The sequence below is a fragment of the Pseudoalteromonas sp. NFXS53 genome, assembly GCF_056629255.1.
The window spans coordinates 540,198-559,079 of record NZ_JBWVBR010000001.1; the positions used below are offsets into that span (position 1 = coordinate 540,198).

The following is an 18,882-nucleotide window of genomic DNA, read 5'->3' on the forward strand; positions in this document are numbered from 1 at the left end:
GTATACAAGTGTAACTCCACCCAATTTAGTACAGCTCTTTCGTAGAATTTTGTGCAGCCTCAAGGTAGCTAGCTGGTGTCATATCACCAAGTGAATTATGTGGCCGTTCATAATTATAGATATCTAACCACTCACCTGTGATTTCACCTACTTCTTGCAGTGATTCAATGGTACTTCGATTGGAACTCGAGACCATTAGTAGTACTGAACATTTTGATTTTAAATGTAAACTTATCAATAAAGGCGATGGCACATGTTTACTTGCGCTTTTAATAGAATTTTAATGCTCTGATACGGGTAGCATCGTCGAAGGCAGTAAATTGGAATCTACGAGTTTGCTTTCCTGATTTATCTAAGAGGGTCAAGAGCTTAACGTTAACTTGAACATAATTTCCTGGCACTTGCTTCTCGTATTACTTTACAGACTTAACTTGTTGTGTTCTTAAGTTCTGAGAAATGCAGTTAAGTCCATGTCGACAAAACACGTTATAAACGTCAGATATAGAGACTTTGAACCCATGTTAGCGAGCAAAATAATAACTTATTTTAGTTTGCCCAAAATGATAGTTTTTACATAAATATAAGATATTTATACAATGAACGAGGCAGCACAAACGCCTTGATTTTCATAGCATAGATTTTATCAATCCAGCTTTTTCTTTAGTTAGATTATTTTTACTTAGGTATCTTGTTACTTAGGCATGACTGAATACTTTAAACTTATGCCTAACTACTGCATATTTAAAACTTTAACTTGAATATTGTAAATAAAAAAATGTGTTAGCTAAGGGCTAAAGATTCACAGCTACTGAAAACTTTTTGGTCGTATTTCACTTGTATTCTTTTTCATAACTTTTTTAAATGCGCGTGAGAAAGAAGCTTCTGATTTATACCCGAGCTCTAATGCAACACTCAAAACAGAACGAGAGTTATCTTGTAAAAGGGTATAAGCTAGAGACATTCTCCACTCGGTCAAATAATCGATAGGTGTTCTTCCGACTAATTCCCTAAACTTTTCAGCAAAGCCTGTACGTGACATTCCAACCTCTTTTGCAAGTGAGTTAAGTGTCCATTGATGTTGCGGTCTTTCATGAATTAACTCAGTTGCTTTGAAAATCTTAGGGTTAGAAAACTTTAACATCATTATTTTTTTTAAGTCACTTGTTTCATTGAGATATTCTCTAATACAAGAAATGATTAATAAATCGGACAGCCGAGATAGAGTGGCATCTGAACCTACTCTCAAATTCTTAGCTTCATCACCTATTAATGAAAATATGTTGGTTATATTTTTAATATTTGCTTCACTATTAGATTTGATTGTTAGGCAGTTGGGAAGTAAATCAATTAATTTTTTTGCGTTTGGAGAATCGAAAACTAATACACCGCAAAATATTTCGGTTTCCTCTCCTCGTCCCCCTAAAGTAAGGTTATCAAGTTTTGGCGTTAATGAATTTATGGGTAAATCATCCAATTTTATGTATGTGCTAGAAATATGATCCGAGAATTTATGTGCTTTCCCTTTGGGAAAGATGATCATTTCCTGACTTTTTAACTCGTATTTATTTTCGTTATCAAAAAATAGTGCTTTTCCCTTGGTTACTATATGAAAAATGACACTGTTTTTCATATATGGTAGGTCAATACCCCAAGGGGCCCTCAGGTTACATTGGGTAAAAAACAATCCTTCCATAGATAATGTTTGCATCATACTATCTAATGGATGCTTAGAAGTCTTAAATGCTCGCTGATTTGATACTGAATTACTCACGGACTAATTACTCGAATGCTAAATAATTGAAGCTTTCTCGTGATATTCTTAGGAGATAGCTGTATTTTTTAATTGAATTTGGTTATACCAATCAATCCAAATCTATTCTATGCAGTGTTTGAATTTATGAACGGCTGGTCATGAGTCTTGAACTATTAGTCTCGGGCATAATGAATTTATGTTAATTTCCTAACTTAGTTACCTTTCAAACAAGGAAGATGTCTTTTTGATTTCAAAAAAATAACAATTTGTTTAATTTGATTGTCATGTTGTTACATTTGAAGTTCGTAGGTGCAATAGAGAAAATATCAGTTGCAAATTAAAATATTTATTGATTTAAACGCTTCCACTCCTGTGGGAGTTATTTGTGACATAACTGGTATAGCTTTTTGAACTCAGTCAATTTAAGTTAGCAAGGAAGGTTAAATTGTGACAGTGTTGAACTGTTTATACACATAGGACATTATCACATCTGTATTGAGTTACTATAAAACGTGATAATGCCCAGTAATCTAACTAATGGTTGTTGGCTATTTATGCACTAAAATGCACTCTCGGCTAGGGTCATTAGCTCTGATAAGTGTCTTCCCATCGATCTCCAATTTATCAAATCCATTACCTAACTCTACAAAATGTGGCCTTTCGCCGTTATTTGATGTTGAAGAGTTAAATGCGCCTTGGCAGATGAAAGCAGCTTTCACTGAACTTCCCCATCCTGCACCACCGTAGCTAATGTTTACATCATCACCGATAGCAATATATTGTCTATAGTCACCTGTTAGTTGGTAGTCCTGAACATGGACTAACGCTTGTTTCGAGTTAGTGATATTCACATTATTGATGTAAGAGCTATACAATTTTGCAGTATTTTGCCCCAATTCAGGCTCGAGATTTTTATTTCTGAAAAAGTTAGTTACGTCTGAGTCATCAATATTCATAGAAGAATCATTTACTGGCTGCAAAGATACAGCAAATAACGCGTTGTCCCCTTGTACGTTTTCTATGTGAGAGAGAACCCCTCTAACTTTTACAATAGCACCTCTAATGGAGTCTGTTTTTACGTCTTTAATAGTTACCTTTTTACCGTAACTTACGTACACGCAGTTATCACCATGGCTACCCAAATCAATTGTGTTTTCAAATGGGTTGGTACCTACATTACACTGGATACCAGTAATATAAGAATGGTCATGTGTACCTTGTTGAACAACTGCTGGGCCATTGTTCCAAACTTTTACATTATCAATAGTACGGTTACAGCTTAAAGGCTTGCCATTTTCGTCTTCATCACAATATGCTTGGGTCTGGTTAGGTTTACCGACAACGATTGCAATGTTTGCATTATCTGTATTAATGCAGTCTTTATAACTTAGTTGTGGGACTTTAATATTTACTCCTTCTTCATCTTTTTCAGATAGTTCAAAGTTATTGTAAGATTTAGCCCATGGAGCACATAGTTTTTCATCAAAAGTAGCTGTGCGATTCCGCAATGTATCATGATATTTAAATCCCGAAACCATTGATTCAGATGGTTGGCTAAAATCAACGAAGTTATTAAATGCACTTGTGTAAGTACCTTCAAGGCCTGCTACTTGACTGAATACAACTGATGGAGAAACAGTATTTTTCTCACCATCCGCTTGACCATATAAATCAAGTTTAAATGGTATCAATGCATGAAGATTATCAAGAATGCCATCGAATTGGATATTATCAATATCATAGTTGTAATTCGTTTCAGCATTAGAAATAAAAATCCCTTTAACAAAATCTTGGATTTTTAAATTGTTAAGATTTACTGAATCAACGCTTTCAGTATAAATAAATGAATGGTCAAAAGTAACCCGCTCAGTAAATGACAATTTATACCAGTGTGACCACCATAAGGCTGAAGCTAACTCATCATTTGAAGCATCTCGACATTCAGCGTTAATGTCACAGTCTTTAACAAAGTGCTTAAGTGATATGTTAGATTTAGGTTGGAACGAGCCTGATAAGTCATTGACTGTCAACGTGCCAATATTATTAAAATGCAGCAGACCTAGATTTGTAGTTCGGATGAAATTTTCAAAAAGGTCTTGTTCATCTTCATTTTCAACCATCAATTTACATTGAATAATTTCAGCGTTATTACCATTGATCGTTACGCTGTTTTTATTGCTTACGTTTAATTGTGACCTTAAACAGTACTGCTGATTCTGGGCTAAATTGATGTTTATATTCTGTAGAGAACTGTTTTCTAACTCAGTCTTAAACCAAGCTTGTTTTTCAAAGCTTTCTACATGTGATGATGTTTTTAGCAAAGTATTTGATGCTGAATAGTCATAAAGTGTAAAAGTAATATTTTTCACAAGGCCAGTGCGTAACTCTTTTGGTAAATCAATCATAAATTCATTAGCCTGCCCATCATTATCCCCATCAAAAAAATTAATTTCAGCGTTGTGGCTAGCAGTGAGTTTTAGTTCGCTTACACTTGCTGCTGCATCAACATTTAATTTTCCTTTTAATTGATTTGATGTGTAATCTGTTGTCTCAAATGTGATAGTGGGCTCAACATTTATTGATGCAGTTTTAGTTACTGTGTCACCAAACGTGTTTTGACATGAAAGCTTGTATGATTGAGATGCTTGAAGATTACTTAGTGTTTGCTGTCCAGATAGAGGGACGGTAACGTCGTTCAATTTACATGAAGATGAATCTGAAGAACTCCACTGAATTTCTGCATTACCTCCAAACGGCACGGATGTGTTGCTTAAGTTTAAATTAGCGATGGGCTTTTTTGGAATGTTGACATCAAATTCTCTAACAGTATACCTACTTGCATCGTAAGTCTTGTTCTCATAAAAGCTTCCAACTGCTAGTCGAAATTTATGGTCTTGCCCATGATAATCTACAGGAATTTCGAAAGTAGCAGGGGTGTACTTACCTACTTTTTTACTTGCAATATGTTTATTACTAGAACCAGGGGTAACCTTCCAAAGGTTAAGAGTAACCTCCATATCATCGACATCAGGATCGTAAGCACTTGCTGAAAATGTTTGCGATGTAACTATGTCTTGGGAGAAGTTAATCTTAGGGAGTTGATCTGGACGTACTGTAACTTTTGAACTACTTGAAACTACTTTATCATTCAAGTCTGTACAGTTAATCGTTGCTGTTATGCTATTTTTTAGTAAATCAAAGCTTTTAGTACCAGACACTTTATTTGAATTATAGGTTCCTGCTGTGAGATTGCAGTTTTTTACCTCCGATGCACTCCAGCTTAGAGTAACATCATCACCATAACCTATACTGTTATCTGGAGCACTCCAACTAATATTTAAAATAGCTTCAGGGTTTATGGTTACAGAATGACTACTAACAGTATAAAGGCTACCATCGTATCCCCCACCTTTCAGTAAGCTTCCAGCAGCTATCTGGGCTGAATAGGTTTCCCCATCATAATATTCATCAGGGATTACAAACGAAACAGAATTTTTAAAACTCTTTTGAAAACTGATAAAATCTCTTTCACCAGCCGAGTTAACCATCCAAAAGTTAAGGCTAATCGGATCATCTCTGTCAGGGTCGTAACCACTAGCAGTAATAGTCTTTGTTTCTTCGTTGTATGACGAGTTGATTATAGGTTTTTGGTCGACTGCAGCATGTGCAAATGCACTGTTAAAAATCAGTGCAGGGATAAATAAAAAGGTTTTCTTTTCCCTCATTTCTTTGTAACTCCTAATAGATGATTTGATTCATCTCCTATTTTCTGAAGTAAGTGACAGTGCTGCTATTTCAGGGAGTACATATTGTCACTCTATTAGTACAGTATTAATGAAAGATTTTTACTATTGTTTAGAAATAAACCCGAGTCATCATAGCTTTATTCATAATGAAAGTTATTAGTGTCGACATTAAATATTTATTGTTTTCGGAAAGTCCACCTCTTATTTGTGTTGGACCTATTTTGGGTTCTGGTAAATAGCTGAACCAGCATGACGGATTCTATATGTTTTTGAAGGTTTGTATTAATTGGTGTATTTATCAGAGATATAGCTGAACACCGAATAGACGCTTTATTCAAGTGTTGATTTTACAATTTTTATTATAATTACCATAAACTATATAAGTTACTATTTCATATATACCACCCATTTTTGGAGCGGGTTTCCTGATAAATAATATTAATTACTTTTATTAGATCAAGAGTAGCTATATTGAGTTACTATTCACTAATTTGGACTAATAGTGCTGTTCAATGTACTTCCTGTATGCACATAAGGCTATTTGATTAATCTTAATAATTGTAATTTACAAAGTATGTTTTTTATTCGTAGGACTATATTATGAATAGGTACTTTCAAGGTGTTATAACTGTAAGTGGACTGATGTTAAGTATGATAACGAGTGCCGAAGAAACTCAATGTTATACAATGGAACATGGAGAGGCAGGTAAAGGGTCAAGGGGAACAGTTGCAACTCCTGCTTTTACTACCATGGGCTAGAAAGTAGTAGAGTTTTATATAACTAATATCGGCCACAAAGCAGTAAACTTTTCTATCAAACTATTTGATGAGAATGGAGAGCTTTATGAGCCAACAAAAGGAATGAACTTAAGAGGAGTGTTTTCGGCATCCAATAACCCTGTGAGAAGTTATGACACTTCAACACCAGCTTCATTATCATCAAGAAATACGGGCTACTTAATGATTAATGATGACTATGCTAAATACCTATCAGGGGAGTTATCATGGCAGGCAGATGCATGTATAGAGACGCCAATGATATCAGCCCGAATTGTTGAAACTGTTGTTTCACCAGAAGCTGGTCGCTTTAGTTGTAGTAGCTCATATCTGATCTTACAGTTTCGATGAATAGGTTTAGAATTCATCTGACAGACAGCTATGAGCGTTCAAGAGACGGTCAGCACCTTTTAATGCTATTGGCTCACCTCTACAAAGCGGACGTTCCGCAAACTCATTTATGCCCCAAAACGTGCTAACGTAAATACTCTATTAAGTTATTCACGACCGACACAGAGATAATTATTGGGTTATATTTTCTGCAAGAAACAGAGTTGTTATATCAACGACTTTAACTAAGGAATCGACATCTTCAGTCTGCCAAGCAACAGGAGAGTTAACAGCCTCACAACAAATGACCCCCGCAGGTTTGTTATCAACTACAAAGATGTAATCTAATAAAGAATGTATGTTTAGTGGCTCAAAATACGATTTGTTAAAACATTGAGTATGTTCATTGTTTCTCGCATCAGAAGCGTCAAGAACTTGATTACTGACAATGTATTCAAAGTATTGTGGGAAATCTGTAGCCTTTAATTCGATACCGTTTGATATTTGGTTGTTTTCGTCAAGGCAAGTTATGCACTTGATGGTTGAAAAGTTATCTTTAAATAACCATAAACTGACTCTATCCGCTTTGGGGATTAACCTTTTAAGCTCAACACATATTGCGTTTAACTTTTCCTTTGAGTTGACTTCTGGGTCACTCATAGCGGTAGCAAAGCTTTTGAGACTCATTAGGTTGGGATTGAAAACATTAAGAAGGCTATTAAGTTTATCTTTATCAAAAGGTTTCGTTAAATACCCATCCATACCAATAGATAAATAATGCTCGATATCTTCTCTCATGGTATTGGCTGTCATTGCGATGATGGAAATAGTTTTACCGCTATCCAACTCTCGAATTAATTTTGTTGCTTCTACTCCGTCCATTTCAGGCATTTGTATATCCATTAAAATCAAATCTACAGGATGCTGTTTAAAATAGTCAACGCTGAGCTTGCCATTTTCTACTAATACGACTTTAGCATTGTGAGTTTCAAGCATTTTAGTCACAATGAGTTGATTGATTTTATTGTCTTCTGCAACGAGCACTGTTGCGCCTTTTAAATCAACAACGACTACTTGTTTTTTGTCTACATTGTTAAGCTGAGAAACTGTAAACTCTTGTTGATATATGAATGTTGAGCCTTCGTGCTCTGTACTCTTAAAGTCGAGCTTGCCATTCATTAACTCAGACAGTTTGGCACAAATAGATAATCCTAAACCCGTGCCTCCATACTTCCTTGATGTCGAATTATCGGCTTGATGGAACTCTTGGAACAAAGCCTTTTGTGCTTTCTTACTGATACCAATCCCCGTATCAATAACTTGAAACTGAAGAGTTTGTTTATCTTCATTGGATTCTAAAACATCAATTTTAAGTGTGACTTGGCCTGATTCCGTAAATTTCACAGCGTTAGAGCATAAATTATTGATTATTTGAGATACACGGACAGGATCACCAATAAATACATTGCCAATGTTTGGTGATAGGTCGGTGATAAATTGTATACCTTTGTCACTCGCCATTTGTAACATAGGTTTTTCAACAGAGTTTATAAGTTCCCGTAGGTTAAAATCGATGTTTTCTATTTCAAGTTTACCAGCATCTATTTTCGCAAAGTCTAAAATATCGTTAACGATATTAGTTAAAATTTGAGTAGAGCTTAAAATGCTTTTAAGTGCGTTGTTTTTTTCTCCTTTACTCTCTTCCTTAATTGCGAATTCAGCTAAATTTAGGATCCCATGAAGTGGTGTTCTTAGCTCATGAGACATATTGGCAAAGAATCGATTGCGAGATAAAAGCGCATATTGAGCCTTTAACTCAGCATTTTTTAAGTCAGTAACGTTTGTGTGGGTGCCAGTAAAGCGAATCGGTGCGCCATCATCATCCCACTCAACAACTCGGCCTCGGTCTAGGATGTAACGCCAGTCACCGTCAGTATGCTTCATACGATGCAGGTTTTCATAAAAATCGACTTTCCCTTCCATGTGAGCTGTAATATCAGCAAAACAGCCTTCAATATCGTCAGGATGAACTCTGTCCTGCCAGTCTGATAAGGTTTGAGTTAAATCAGAAAGCTTTAGACCAAGCATATCAGCCCATCGTTCATCAAACGTGACATCATTAGTTTGTGGGTTCCAGTCCCACATACCTAAACGAGTTCCCTCCAATACAAGTTCTAAACGTTGTTGGATTTTTTGACTCGCATTTTTCTCTTCTTCAAGTTGTGTAACATCCGTGAAAAAAGAAACAGGAGGTAAATCATTTTGAAAAATAATTTCTTCTTTTAAATAATGAACTTTTCCATCATTGCCTTTTATCTCATATGTAGGGATTATTAAAGTAGAGTTGTGGTTGGCATCAATCATTTCCTTTCTAATCAATGCGAACTCATCATCGAGATTAGTTGAAAAGTCACCATCTTTGCATAACTGTAATAAGGTCAAAGCATTCTTAGAGTATTCGTCAATGCTGTCGCAGTCGTAACTCTTCCACTTGATGGCAAAAATATTGGATGTCTGATTAATTAAATTGAAAGCCTTGTCCAAAATTATCACTTTTTAAAGTAATTATTTGTTAAATATAGACAAGTATGCAAAATAGTATAGAAATAGATGTTTATTTTGAGTGAGTCGAGAAAAACCAAGAGGTGTTTTTAAGGTTGATTTAGATGTTATAAGAATACAAATTACCAATCCGTACATCCAGGTTACTTTGTACATATCAACCTACTCAAACTTACCCTTGTCCAAAAATGAGTTAGGATTAACGTCCGTTGTTTTGGTTTTATTAGGTGTATGAAAAATTAGCTGACCGGCCGAGTTTGGCACATATGCGACTGTCAGATTTGATTAAGTTCTATTATTTGAACCTGACAGATCAAGTTAAGACTTATTCACTTTAGTCAAACAGGTATTAGTGTAAATGGAGGTAAGCCATTCTAAAAAAGAGTGGCTCATACTTCACAACAAGAAATATTTATAAAGCTCTAATTTAATAAATTGCCCTTATTAACTTCGTGCTCAATTTAACAATTGTTAGTGGCAAGGTTACTATGAACTAGATATTCTCATAGATATCATGATAGGGCTTTCATTGAGCTTTATTTGCATTGTACCATTAGTTCCAAAATGAATATTTATATACGGTTAAACTATTAGAACAGTTTATATTTCGGAAATTAACTCCTTTTTCATATATTGGATATTGCTATATCCACAACTTGCACTCACAGCTTTTTGCGACTGGCTAATTTGATTAAGTCATATCAAGTTTATGTTAAGAAGCTCATTAATTGAGTTGATTTTCTAAATTTAATAAAAGTAGTTCGTCTTTGAATTGACCAAATGTATTTATCGCATTTTCGTAAGCATCAGAAAGTAAACATGAATTATGGCTGCTTTTTCCTTGCCCAGAGGTTCTCTCAGGGAAGGCTCCCATATCTATAGAAATAAATTTTCCATCACTTAAATTTTTTTGTGGGGTCTTTGTATTTTCATTTTTGCTCTTAAAGCAAACTGAATCCATGCTTTTAAAATCTAAAATAGATGCTTCTGTGGGTATATCTTCGCCAACACGTAATGCATAACTCACAAGCTTTGGCTCTGCCGGGATGAATAAAAAAGCATCTTGGTTGATTTCACCAGTTTTACGCAAAATACGCCCAAGAATTTGTCGAAAATGCATTTCTGTTTTTATATTTGTTAAGTGGCAGCAGACCTGTAAACGAGGTATGTTGGTGCCTTCACTAATCATTCCAACAGAAATAACCCACTTTGAATTACTATTCCGATACTCTTGTATAAGCTTAGTCGGTTCATTCTCTTGATAAGTAATTAATGTAGGCGTTTCAAAAAAATGTCTGGAAACTAAATTGCATATCATCTTTGCGTGTTCTACTGATGATGCAACTATGAGTCCTCCAGCAGCATGGTTAACTTTTCGGATATCTTCTAGCTTTTTATTTGCCTCGCTAATTATATAAAGCACTAATTGCTCATTTTCTATTAAATGTTGATAGGGTATCGAAGAATCCGCTAAAAGTTTTTCAAAAGAGTTGAATAATTTTAATTGCTTATTTTCTCTTATAGATATCATGTGATTGTCGACTACGACTATATTTGGTGTACGACATACATCGTCTGTGATTGAATGTGGTAAGCCATAAATATAGTCACAAGCAATTTTATTACTGTTGTTACAGTAACGAGATAACACGATTGGTAAAGAATCAGATCTCCATGGTGTGCCTGTTAAAGCTAAAGTATAAGCTGCGTTATTTTGTATATTCAGTAGAATTGATTCTCCCCATCCATTTGCATTTGTTAAGCTTGAACCAGCACAATGATGAATTTCATCAAAGATTACAAATACTCTAAAGTTCTTGAATAAGCTCCAAAAATTATTATCTAAGTACTTCATGCTTTGATAAGTTAGGGATTGGCCCTTAGAGCCAATCAACCCATCGAACCTTTCTTTGGTTACATGCTCGAGTGACTCCCTAAAATCTTCGCATACAATAGAAGATGGAGTGAAGCATATAACAAGTTCACACAAATTTTGTTCAAGCATTTTCTTTGAAAGAACAGAAGCCATGAAAGTTTTTCCTGCCCCAGGAGTGGCAAGTGTCAAAAAGTGTTTTTGTCTTGCTGAATATCTATCTAGAGCAGTACTAATACACTCAGTTTGCCAGTTTCTTAATTTCATTGTTCTCTATTGTACCGGATTTAATATTTTCAATTGCTTTAATGCAGCCAAGCAATTTGTTGTTATTCTCTCTTACTTGGTTATATTTCGGCTGAAGTATTGATTGAAGTGCTGGGTATTGTGCGCATAGCTTTTGATACTCTTCTGCTTCACCAATACCAGATAGTAGATCATTTTTATAGCGATTAAGGCGCTCCACTAATGTTGTACGAATTGCCTTATCATTATCTATGGGTTTTTCATTATTAATCGATGTTATTTTGTCTTCTTTAAATATATCACTCTTGGGATCGAACTCTTCTGTTTTTATAAAAGTTGTTACAGCTCTCTTCTTTGAGACTGTTTTTCTTAACCACCCTTTTTTAACTAGTTTTAGCAGTTCTGCATAAATAAAGCGTCTAGCTTTATTTATATCAATATTGGGATCGTTCTTAAGCGCTAGGTAAGCTGTACGGATTTCAACCGTTGAAAAGTGATCTATATTTTCAAAACAAATTATTTTACTAACTATGTTGTCTATTTTCATCACCAGATTGCCTAAATGATATAAATTGGTGCTTTTAAGCGTCTTTTGGGTGATTATAGGCGGTCGAGCAGTGATAGGCAATATGTCATATTTTTTCATTTATCAATTGAGTTTCTAGATGAATGAAGTTGCACGAATATTAGGCAAGAAAATAAAATTGATTCGTATTGAAAAAGATCTTTCTCAATTAGACTTGTCATTCAATGCTGGAGTGAATAGAACATACTTAGGTAAAGTCGAAAGAGGGGAAGTTAATATAACTATCGATAAGTTCAATGACATATGTAGAGCGCTAGGGCATAAGCCATCGGATATTCTTTCCAAAATAGGAATGTAAGTTTTTAATAGGTACAGTTAGGCTTAAAAAAATATTCAATATTATTAAATTGTTATGAGTCAATTTTGATTAAGTCACACTCATGGCGCTTGAAAGGCGTTACCGTCAAGCTGTTTCGTACAGTATTGTTCTCCAATAAAAAAGGAGTCAAAAATGTCTGTGAAAAAACTAAGAGTAAATAAAGGTTGGTCTCAAGAGCACTTAGCTTTGATTTCGGGTTTAAGCCTTCGAACTATCCAGAGAGTTGAGGCTGGTAACACTGCGAGTATAGAAACTCTCAAGGCCTTAGCTTCAGTGTTTGAAGTGGATACTTCAAAATTAACTAAAACTATTACAATAGTCGATAAAGAGTCGGGTGAATGGCTGGAGGTTCCTTTTTGGGTCTCAATAGGGTTATTTGGCGTAAAATCCAGGAAAGCTTCAATTTACATAGAGAAATTTTGTTTAGCCTTAGGTGTCTTAGGGGCATTGGCATATTTTGCTTACCCTCCACTTTCGATTTTAATTGCCTTTTTCGGTTCGGCATATTGGATTGCTGTATGTGTCAGGTGGTTAGATAATGAAAACCTTTGGTAAATCAATATAATATTGCGTGAAGCCCTCTAAAGGTAAGCCATGAATCGCCTTCAGCTTGCAATATCAACTCTAGTTTTGAGTTCACTCTTCCGCTCAATATTGGAAGAGTGAACTCAAAAAAATTCTCTCAGAGTTTAAATGTACTCTCTGCAAATATAACTGTACTCACGGAAAACATAAAAGTCATCTTACCTGATAACGTCATAGCTAAGGTTTAATGGAAGATTAGTTAGTGGTTATCAATTTGAAAAATTCCACCTTAATTGTCGTATTTATCTAGTTGAAGTTTTTTGGTTCTAAATAATTACTTTTCGATTTTATCAAAGTCTTTTTATGTCTTTTAAGGTTGGTATCTTGAGCAATTTGAAATTTATGAATGTTATGAATAAAACTATTTCAAGAAAAAACGGGCTTATTTGGGATGCTCATAGTTGCTTGCCCATAGATGGCTCTGAAGAGGTTTCTAGCATCGAATTACATAAAGAGTCGGGCTTTGATCACGTTTCTATCAATATTGGTATGGATAAACACTCCATTGAGAATGTTTTTAATACATTAGAAAAATTTCATTCATTTTTCGATAAACCAAATAGTGGATACAAGGTAATTGAAAACACAGAGGATGTAGCTCTAGCCAAAGAGTCAGGAGTGCTAGCTGTGAGCTTTGATATGGAAGGATTGTCTTCAGTTAGTCATGATTTGGAATTGTTAGTTAAGTTACACTCACAAGGTTTGAGGCAGGTTTCTTTTGCTTATAACAAGAGTAATGAATTAAGTGGTGGGTGCTTGAGCCCCTCAGTAGGTCTTACTCCTTTAGGCAGAAAAGCACTAAAAAAAGCAAATGACTTAGGTCTCCTTATCGATTGTACGCATGTTAGTACAAGAGCTAGTTTAGAAATCATTGAGTTAAGTGAAAAGCCTGTTGTTTTTTCTCACTCTAACTCTCAAGTGCTACACAAGCATCCTCGAAATATTTCGGATGAACAAATAAAAGCCTGTGCAGCCGCAGGTGGTGTGATAGGTATAAATGGCATTGGTATATTCTTAGGAAATAACGAAGCTAGCATCGAGCAGATGTATAGAAACATAGACTACATTGCTAATTTGGTCGGTTGGGAGCATGTGGGAATTGGACTTGATTATTGTTACTCACAACAGGAGCTTACTGAGTTTGTAAAAGCTAACAAAGAGCTTTGTTACCCATATGATGAGATTAAAATGGTGAGCCCTCTAGAGGTTCACATGCTACGAGACCTTTTTGTTAGTAAAGGTTACAAAGAGGAAGTAATAGAAGGGATATTTGGGGAGAACTTTCATCGCATAGCTTCGGAAGTATGGCGTGCTTAGCAAAAGAATATTTACTAGAGGTCCTATAATGAAAAATAATTTATCAGTATTGTCTACTCTTTTTGCATTAGGTATTGGTGCTTGTCTGCCATCATGTGCGTCACTCAAGCAAGTTTCAGCAACTGACTCAAACAACACTTCTTTTTCTGTAGGGAGTATAGTCTCAAAGAGTGAACAACTTAGTGACTTAAAGCAGATTGCAACTTTGTTAGAGAGTACCCATCCAGACCCAACATTTACGATGGATATAAAGGAAGTTAAAAAGCAGCTTGCTAAGCTTGAAAGAGATATCAAATCTCCAATGTCTCAACATGACTATTGGAAAGTATTGTCGCAGCTTAACCCATACTTTGAAGACGCGCATATGGCGGTTATTTATCCTGACTATGAGGCAAAAAGAGATGCTTACTTAGAAAGGGGAGGCAAAATGTTTCCATTTGAAGTAACTATAGATAATCAGCTTAGAATTTTTGTATCAGCCTCAAACACTTCTGAAAAATGGATAGAAAAAGGAGATGAAATAAAGTCAATTAATGGTATTAGCGCTTCAGTAATTATATCTGAAATATTGAGTCGAACGCATGGTGACTCAAATAAATTCCGTTTAGCCTTAGCTTCTAAAAGATTCTCAAAAATGTTCTTGCTACTTTTTGGTGGTGCAAGTAATTATGATATTGAAATAGAGCGTAATTCAATTCCTAGTTCTTACACAGTTAAAGGCGCATCTAGTGAAGATCTAAAGCTCGGTACAGATACGGATAACTTCGAGCGTAAAATATTAAGGAATAATATAGGCTACCTTAAAATTGATAAGTTTATGTATTCAAGGGAAGGTGCAAAACAATATTTTAGTTTTATGGATGAGTCTTGGAAAGAGTTTAAAGATGCAAATGTTGAAGATGTAATTATAGATGTTCGAGAAAATGAAGGTGGAACAGATATTTTTTGGCAAATTGGAATAGCTCCTTACATTGCCAATAAGCCTTTTCCTTTTATATCTCACTTCAAGGCAAGAATGACTGAGAGAAATATTAAATTAGGGCCATTAAAAGGTGAATTAGGAACAATACTTGAAGGGCCTTTTACTCAGGAGGTTCCTATCTCCAAAGAAAAAGAAAATAGAATTTCAGGAAAAGCATATTTGCTTATGGGTCCTCAAAGTTACTCATCAACCATTTTGTTTTTGACTTCTTTTCAGGACTCAAATCAAGCAGTTATTGTTGGAGAGCCCAATGGTGCAAGATCTTGTTCGACGGGACGTGTTGAAAAGTATAATTTAACAGGTGCTCAAATCGATATAGTTCTTCCAACCGTTTTATTTTCAAGACCTGCAGGAAAAAGCATGTGTGAAAACGCAATAAATCCTGACATATATATTCCAAATAATCCATTCGATAAAAACGCTGCTATTGAAACTTTAGTCGATAAAATCAGTTTTACCCAAGGCAATTGAGTCATACCACATTCAACTTCATACTTGCCCCTGTCTAGTAATCAACTCAAGGAAGAGTTTGTTACTATATTTTAATAGCAGAATCTGTATTAATTCTTTAAATCCAATCCACATCATTAAAACCCATCTTAAACAAATAGGTTTATCAGTTTGAAGCGTTATTGGCCAATACAATATTTACGGAGTACTTCAGTCACAGGAATACGTAATTCAGATTCTTTGATCATGCTGACAATTTCAGTTTAGGTGAACTTGCTTTTCTGCGACATGTACAAAGTAGTAATAATCGTTGAGGTCTAATTTCACTAACATTTTAAATCGTTCTAAATATAGAACGATAAGTTCGGTTTTTGTCTGTTTTTGTGCCGATTCCGAGTTGTTATAGTTATTCCATCTCAAAGAGTTCATCAGGAAATAGAAAAATGACGACTTATGAAAACAAAAATGAAACAATTAATTTCTCACCAGTGACAGGTAACCCACTTAATATTGGTGAAGGCTTCACCGGCCTGGGCTTTCGCCACAAACAATTTAATGGTGTGATGGACCCCTTGATCATGGCGGATCATTATACGATGACAGTACCGACTTTTGGCGCACATCCGCATGCCGGCATCTCAGCGGTATCTGTATTGTTTGAAGACACTAAGGGAAAGTTCAATAATCGTGATTCGCTGGGCAATGACTTTGACATTGAAGCGGGTGATTTATATTGGCTCAATGCCGGTAGCGGCGCAATTCATGATGAAGCGCCAAGACCTGGAGCTAAAATTCATGGCTTACAGGTATTTGTAAACCTACCTGCAGAGCTAAAACATAATGCGCCAAGTTCACTGCATATAAAGCGTGAAGACATGCCAACCCTTGAGGGGTTGGGTTATAGAGTTCGTTTGGTATTAGGTGAAAGTAATGGTCACTCTTCACAAGACAATGCAGTTTGGCCTGTGACTATTTTAGATGGTTATGCTGATAAACAAGCCCAGTTTACTCATCAAGTAGAAAGCGGATTTAACACATGGCTGTATGCCGTTGAGGGTGAAATTGAGTATCAGTTAAGTGGTCATTGGGCAAGTTTAAAGCCAGGGTCATCAATTGCACTCACTTTTGAGCAGTTACAACAAGTAACGGTTAGAGGTGCAGCCTCTACAAAGAGCCACTTTGTAGTAATGTCGGGGGAGCCCATCAAAGAGGCGTTTATTCAACAAGGTCCATTTGCCATGACAACGCAACAAGAAATAGATGATGTTGTGGCTAAGTATGAAGCGGGCGAGTTGGGGAAAATAGGTAAGAATTACATTTGATTGCAAAGAAATCTTCACTCACTGTGTACGAGTGAGTGAATACATGTGTTGAGTAAGGTACAAAGCTTTTTATAAAAAGAATTAGTTGCGACTTGATTTGACATTTCGATTTGAAAAATTGAGAGTTCCCCGTTTTGATAAAGGTGTCGAATCTTTTAATAAAAACAACCAAAAGCTAGCTTTACAAGTAATTTAATGCACGCCTTAACCACTGAGAGTGCTCTGTTTTTATATCTCGCATTTGCTTTTATTGTATCTCGATGTCTGTCATTGAGGTGTTAACAGGTTCAATGACTTTACTAATACATAAATGACGACCTGCGAAGTAAACCTCAACGGCTCTTTAGTTATACTAGTTATATTTCGAAGTTCTATTTTCTGACGGGCTATCGAATGCTCTTCAGTGATTCAATGAAGTTGAGTTTATTACTGTAACTAAAGATATGATAATGAAGAGTTTTATGGTCTGCCTTGGTAACGCAGATATCATCAAGGTTAATGTGAGTTGGTAACGGTTTATGTTATGAAGAGCTTGATTTTGGTTTAACTTTCAGTTTTTATTCCAGAGCTGAGGAATAAATATTGGCTGGCCTTTTCATATCGTTGATATTGTTCAACCTTAATTAATCTGGTAATCAACGACCTTGTCAGGTGCCTAAGGCGCTTTCAACTCGTCCTTTTCTTCGCCGTGAACTAACGAAGATGATTTCAATACCAAGCTCTTCACAAGCTATTTGTATTTTGGGGAGTTACTAAAAAGCTTACTTTAATCAAATAGGTTTATCAGTTTGAAACGTTATTAATCTTCTGTGTAATGTTTTTGACTCTGTTCATAAAGCATTCGCCGACTTGAGTGTTTTCAGAAAATACTTGGGTTTGAGGTTTGACCTATAAATGGAAAAGTAGACTGTTTGCTTTATTAGACATTTTGTACTATCAAGCAAGAGTAGAATACACATAATCAAAATGTATAAGAATAAGTTTGTTAGTTTAAGCCATCCAAGTTTGATTCTTTATTTTATTATTATGAGCAAAAAAATTTATAAGATAATTTTAATTGTAGTTTTTTTACAAAGTTACTCATCTTTTGCTGAAGTAATAGAAATACAAGCAGCACCAGATAAAGGTTTTAACTTCCCATTTTTACTGAAAATTCCAGAAGATATAAAAACTAATTATTTAGTTGTTGAAACTAATAACACAGGAAAGGTTTCAGATAATTTTGATGAGCACTACAGCAAAGCGCTTAAAATGATAAAAAGCAATTCGATAGGTCCATGGATTGCTAATAGGTTGAAAGCTCCAATATTAATTCCAGTTTTTCCGAGAGCAGAAAGTACCTGGGGTTTATACACGCATGCATTAGATCGAGATACATTACTTGAGAAAAATGATCCTATAAATAGGATTGACTTACAGTTGCTTGCCATGATTCAAGAAGCAAAAAGGGTTCTCGAAAACCGTTTTCTACAAGTTGAAGAAAAAATTATTATGACGGGCTTTTCTGCCTCAGGAACATTTGCAAATAGGTTTTCTTTATTGCACCCGGACGCTTTGAAAGTTGTAGTTGCAGGTGGGCTAAATGGTATTTTAATGCTTCCAACCGACTCTGTGAATAATATGCAACTTAATTATCCGTTAGGAATAAATGATTTTGAAGAGGTTACAGGTAAAGCATTTGGGAAGAAAAATTGGAAGAAGCTACCTCAGTTTCTTTTTATGGGGGAAAAAGATACAAATGATGCTGCTATATATCATGATGCATATTCAGACAATGAGCGCGAAATAATATTCTCGGCCCTTGGTAAAAACATGCAACCTCAGAGATGGCAGTTTTCTCAAAACTTATATTCTTCATTTGATGTAAACGTAGTGTTTAAAACCTATGAAGCTATTGGTCATGGAACAAATTTATCAATTCATAAAGATATTCTAGCTTTTATTAATAAACATATTTCAAGTTAGTTATGAATCAATTTAAGTATGTTGCGTATCATTTTTTATTCTTATTTATATTTTCAAAAAGCTCGTGGA

General features: G+C 35.2%; 12 protein-coding genes and 1 pseudogene. 7 read left to right on the forward strand and 6 right to left on the reverse strand.

The window, feature by feature from the left end:
- Positions 1-25: 25 nt before the first annotated feature.
- The 3 genes and pseudogenes from AC1HJP_RS02165 to AC1HJP_RS02175 all read right to left on the reverse strand — a co-directional run.
- Positions 26-166, reverse strand: a pseudogene (locus tag AC1HJP_RS02165) (integrase core domain-containing protein); the annotation flags it as partial.
- Between the two features lie 639 nt (positions 167-805).
- Positions 806-1,771, reverse strand: a complete 966-nt coding sequence (locus AC1HJP_RS02170; protein ID WP_480360049.1) for an AraC family transcriptional regulator — start codon at positions 1,769-1,771, stop codon at positions 806-808.
- 530 nt (positions 1,772-2,301) lie between these two features.
- On the reverse strand, positions 2,302-5,478 hold the full coding sequence (locus AC1HJP_RS02175; protein ID WP_480360051.1) for a hypothetical protein: 3,177 nt from the start codon (positions 5,476-5,478) through the stop codon (positions 2,302-2,304).
- An 882-nt stretch (positions 5,479-6,360) separates the two neighbouring features.
- Between AC1HJP_RS02175 and AC1HJP_RS02180 the strand changes: the two genes are divergently transcribed.
- Complete coding sequence (locus tag AC1HJP_RS02180) at positions 6,361-6,627, forward strand: hypothetical protein (RefSeq protein ID WP_480360053.1); 267 nt, start codon at positions 6,361-6,363, stop codon at positions 6,625-6,627.
- Positions 6,628-6,798: 171 nt separating this feature from the next.
- Here AC1HJP_RS02180 and AC1HJP_RS02185 read toward each other — a convergent pair whose 3' ends face one another.
- From AC1HJP_RS02185 to AC1HJP_RS02195, 3 genes are all read right to left on the reverse strand, one after another.
- A complete protein-coding gene (locus AC1HJP_RS02185; protein ID WP_480360055.1) occupies positions 6,799-9,150 on the reverse strand; it encodes a response regulator in 2,352 nt (783 codons plus the stop codon).
- Between the two features lie 742 nt (positions 9,151-9,892).
- Entirely contained in the window at positions 9,893-11,308 is a 1,416-nt protein-coding gene (locus tag AC1HJP_RS02190) for a DEAD/DEAH box helicase (protein ID WP_480360056.1), read from the reverse strand.
- Complete coding sequence (locus AC1HJP_RS02195) at positions 11,283-11,933, reverse strand: hypothetical protein (RefSeq protein ID WP_480360058.1); 651 nt, start codon at positions 11,931-11,933, stop codon at positions 11,283-11,285. Before AC1HJP_RS02195 ends, AC1HJP_RS02190 begins: the two co-directional genes overlap by 26 nt.
- Positions 11,934-11,952: 19 nt before the next feature.
- Here AC1HJP_RS02195 and AC1HJP_RS02200 point away from each other — a divergent pair, with 19 nt between their 5' ends.
- The 6 genes from AC1HJP_RS02200 (at position 11,953) to AC1HJP_RS02225 (ending at position 18,813) form a co-directional block, all read left to right on the forward strand.
- A complete protein-coding gene (locus AC1HJP_RS02200; RefSeq protein ID WP_480360059.1) occupies positions 11,953-12,171 on the forward strand; it encodes a helix-turn-helix domain-containing protein in 219 nt (72 codons plus the stop codon).
- 153 nt (positions 12,172-12,324) lie between these two features.
- The gene (locus AC1HJP_RS02205) at positions 12,325-12,747 is read left to right on the forward strand and encodes a helix-turn-helix domain-containing protein (protein WP_480360060.1); all 423 of its coding nucleotides are present in this window, start codon (positions 12,325-12,327) and stop codon (positions 12,745-12,747) included.
- Positions 12,748-13,128: 381 nt separating this feature from the next.
- Complete coding sequence (locus AC1HJP_RS02210) at positions 13,129-14,094, forward strand: dipeptidase (RefSeq protein ID WP_480360061.1); 966 nt, start codon at positions 13,129-13,131, stop codon at positions 14,092-14,094.
- Positions 14,095-14,122: 28 nt separating this feature from the next.
- Positions 14,123-15,547, forward strand: a complete 1,425-nt coding sequence (locus AC1HJP_RS02215; RefSeq protein ID WP_480360062.1) for a S41 family peptidase — start codon at positions 14,123-14,125, stop codon at positions 15,545-15,547.
- 422 nt (positions 15,548-15,969) lie between these two features.
- Positions 15,970-16,848 (forward strand): pirin family protein, encoded by an 879-nt coding sequence (locus AC1HJP_RS02220; protein ID WP_480360063.1) that lies wholly within the window; start codon positions 15,970-15,972, stop codon positions 16,846-16,848.
- A gap of 966 nt (positions 16,849-17,814) precedes the next feature.
- Positions 17,815-18,813 carry a hypothetical protein gene (locus AC1HJP_RS02225; protein WP_480360065.1) on the forward strand — a complete coding sequence of 333 codons (999 nt, stop codon included), beginning with the start codon at positions 17,815-17,817 and terminating at the stop codon, positions 18,811-18,813.
- Positions 18,814-18,882: the final 69 nt, after the last annotated feature.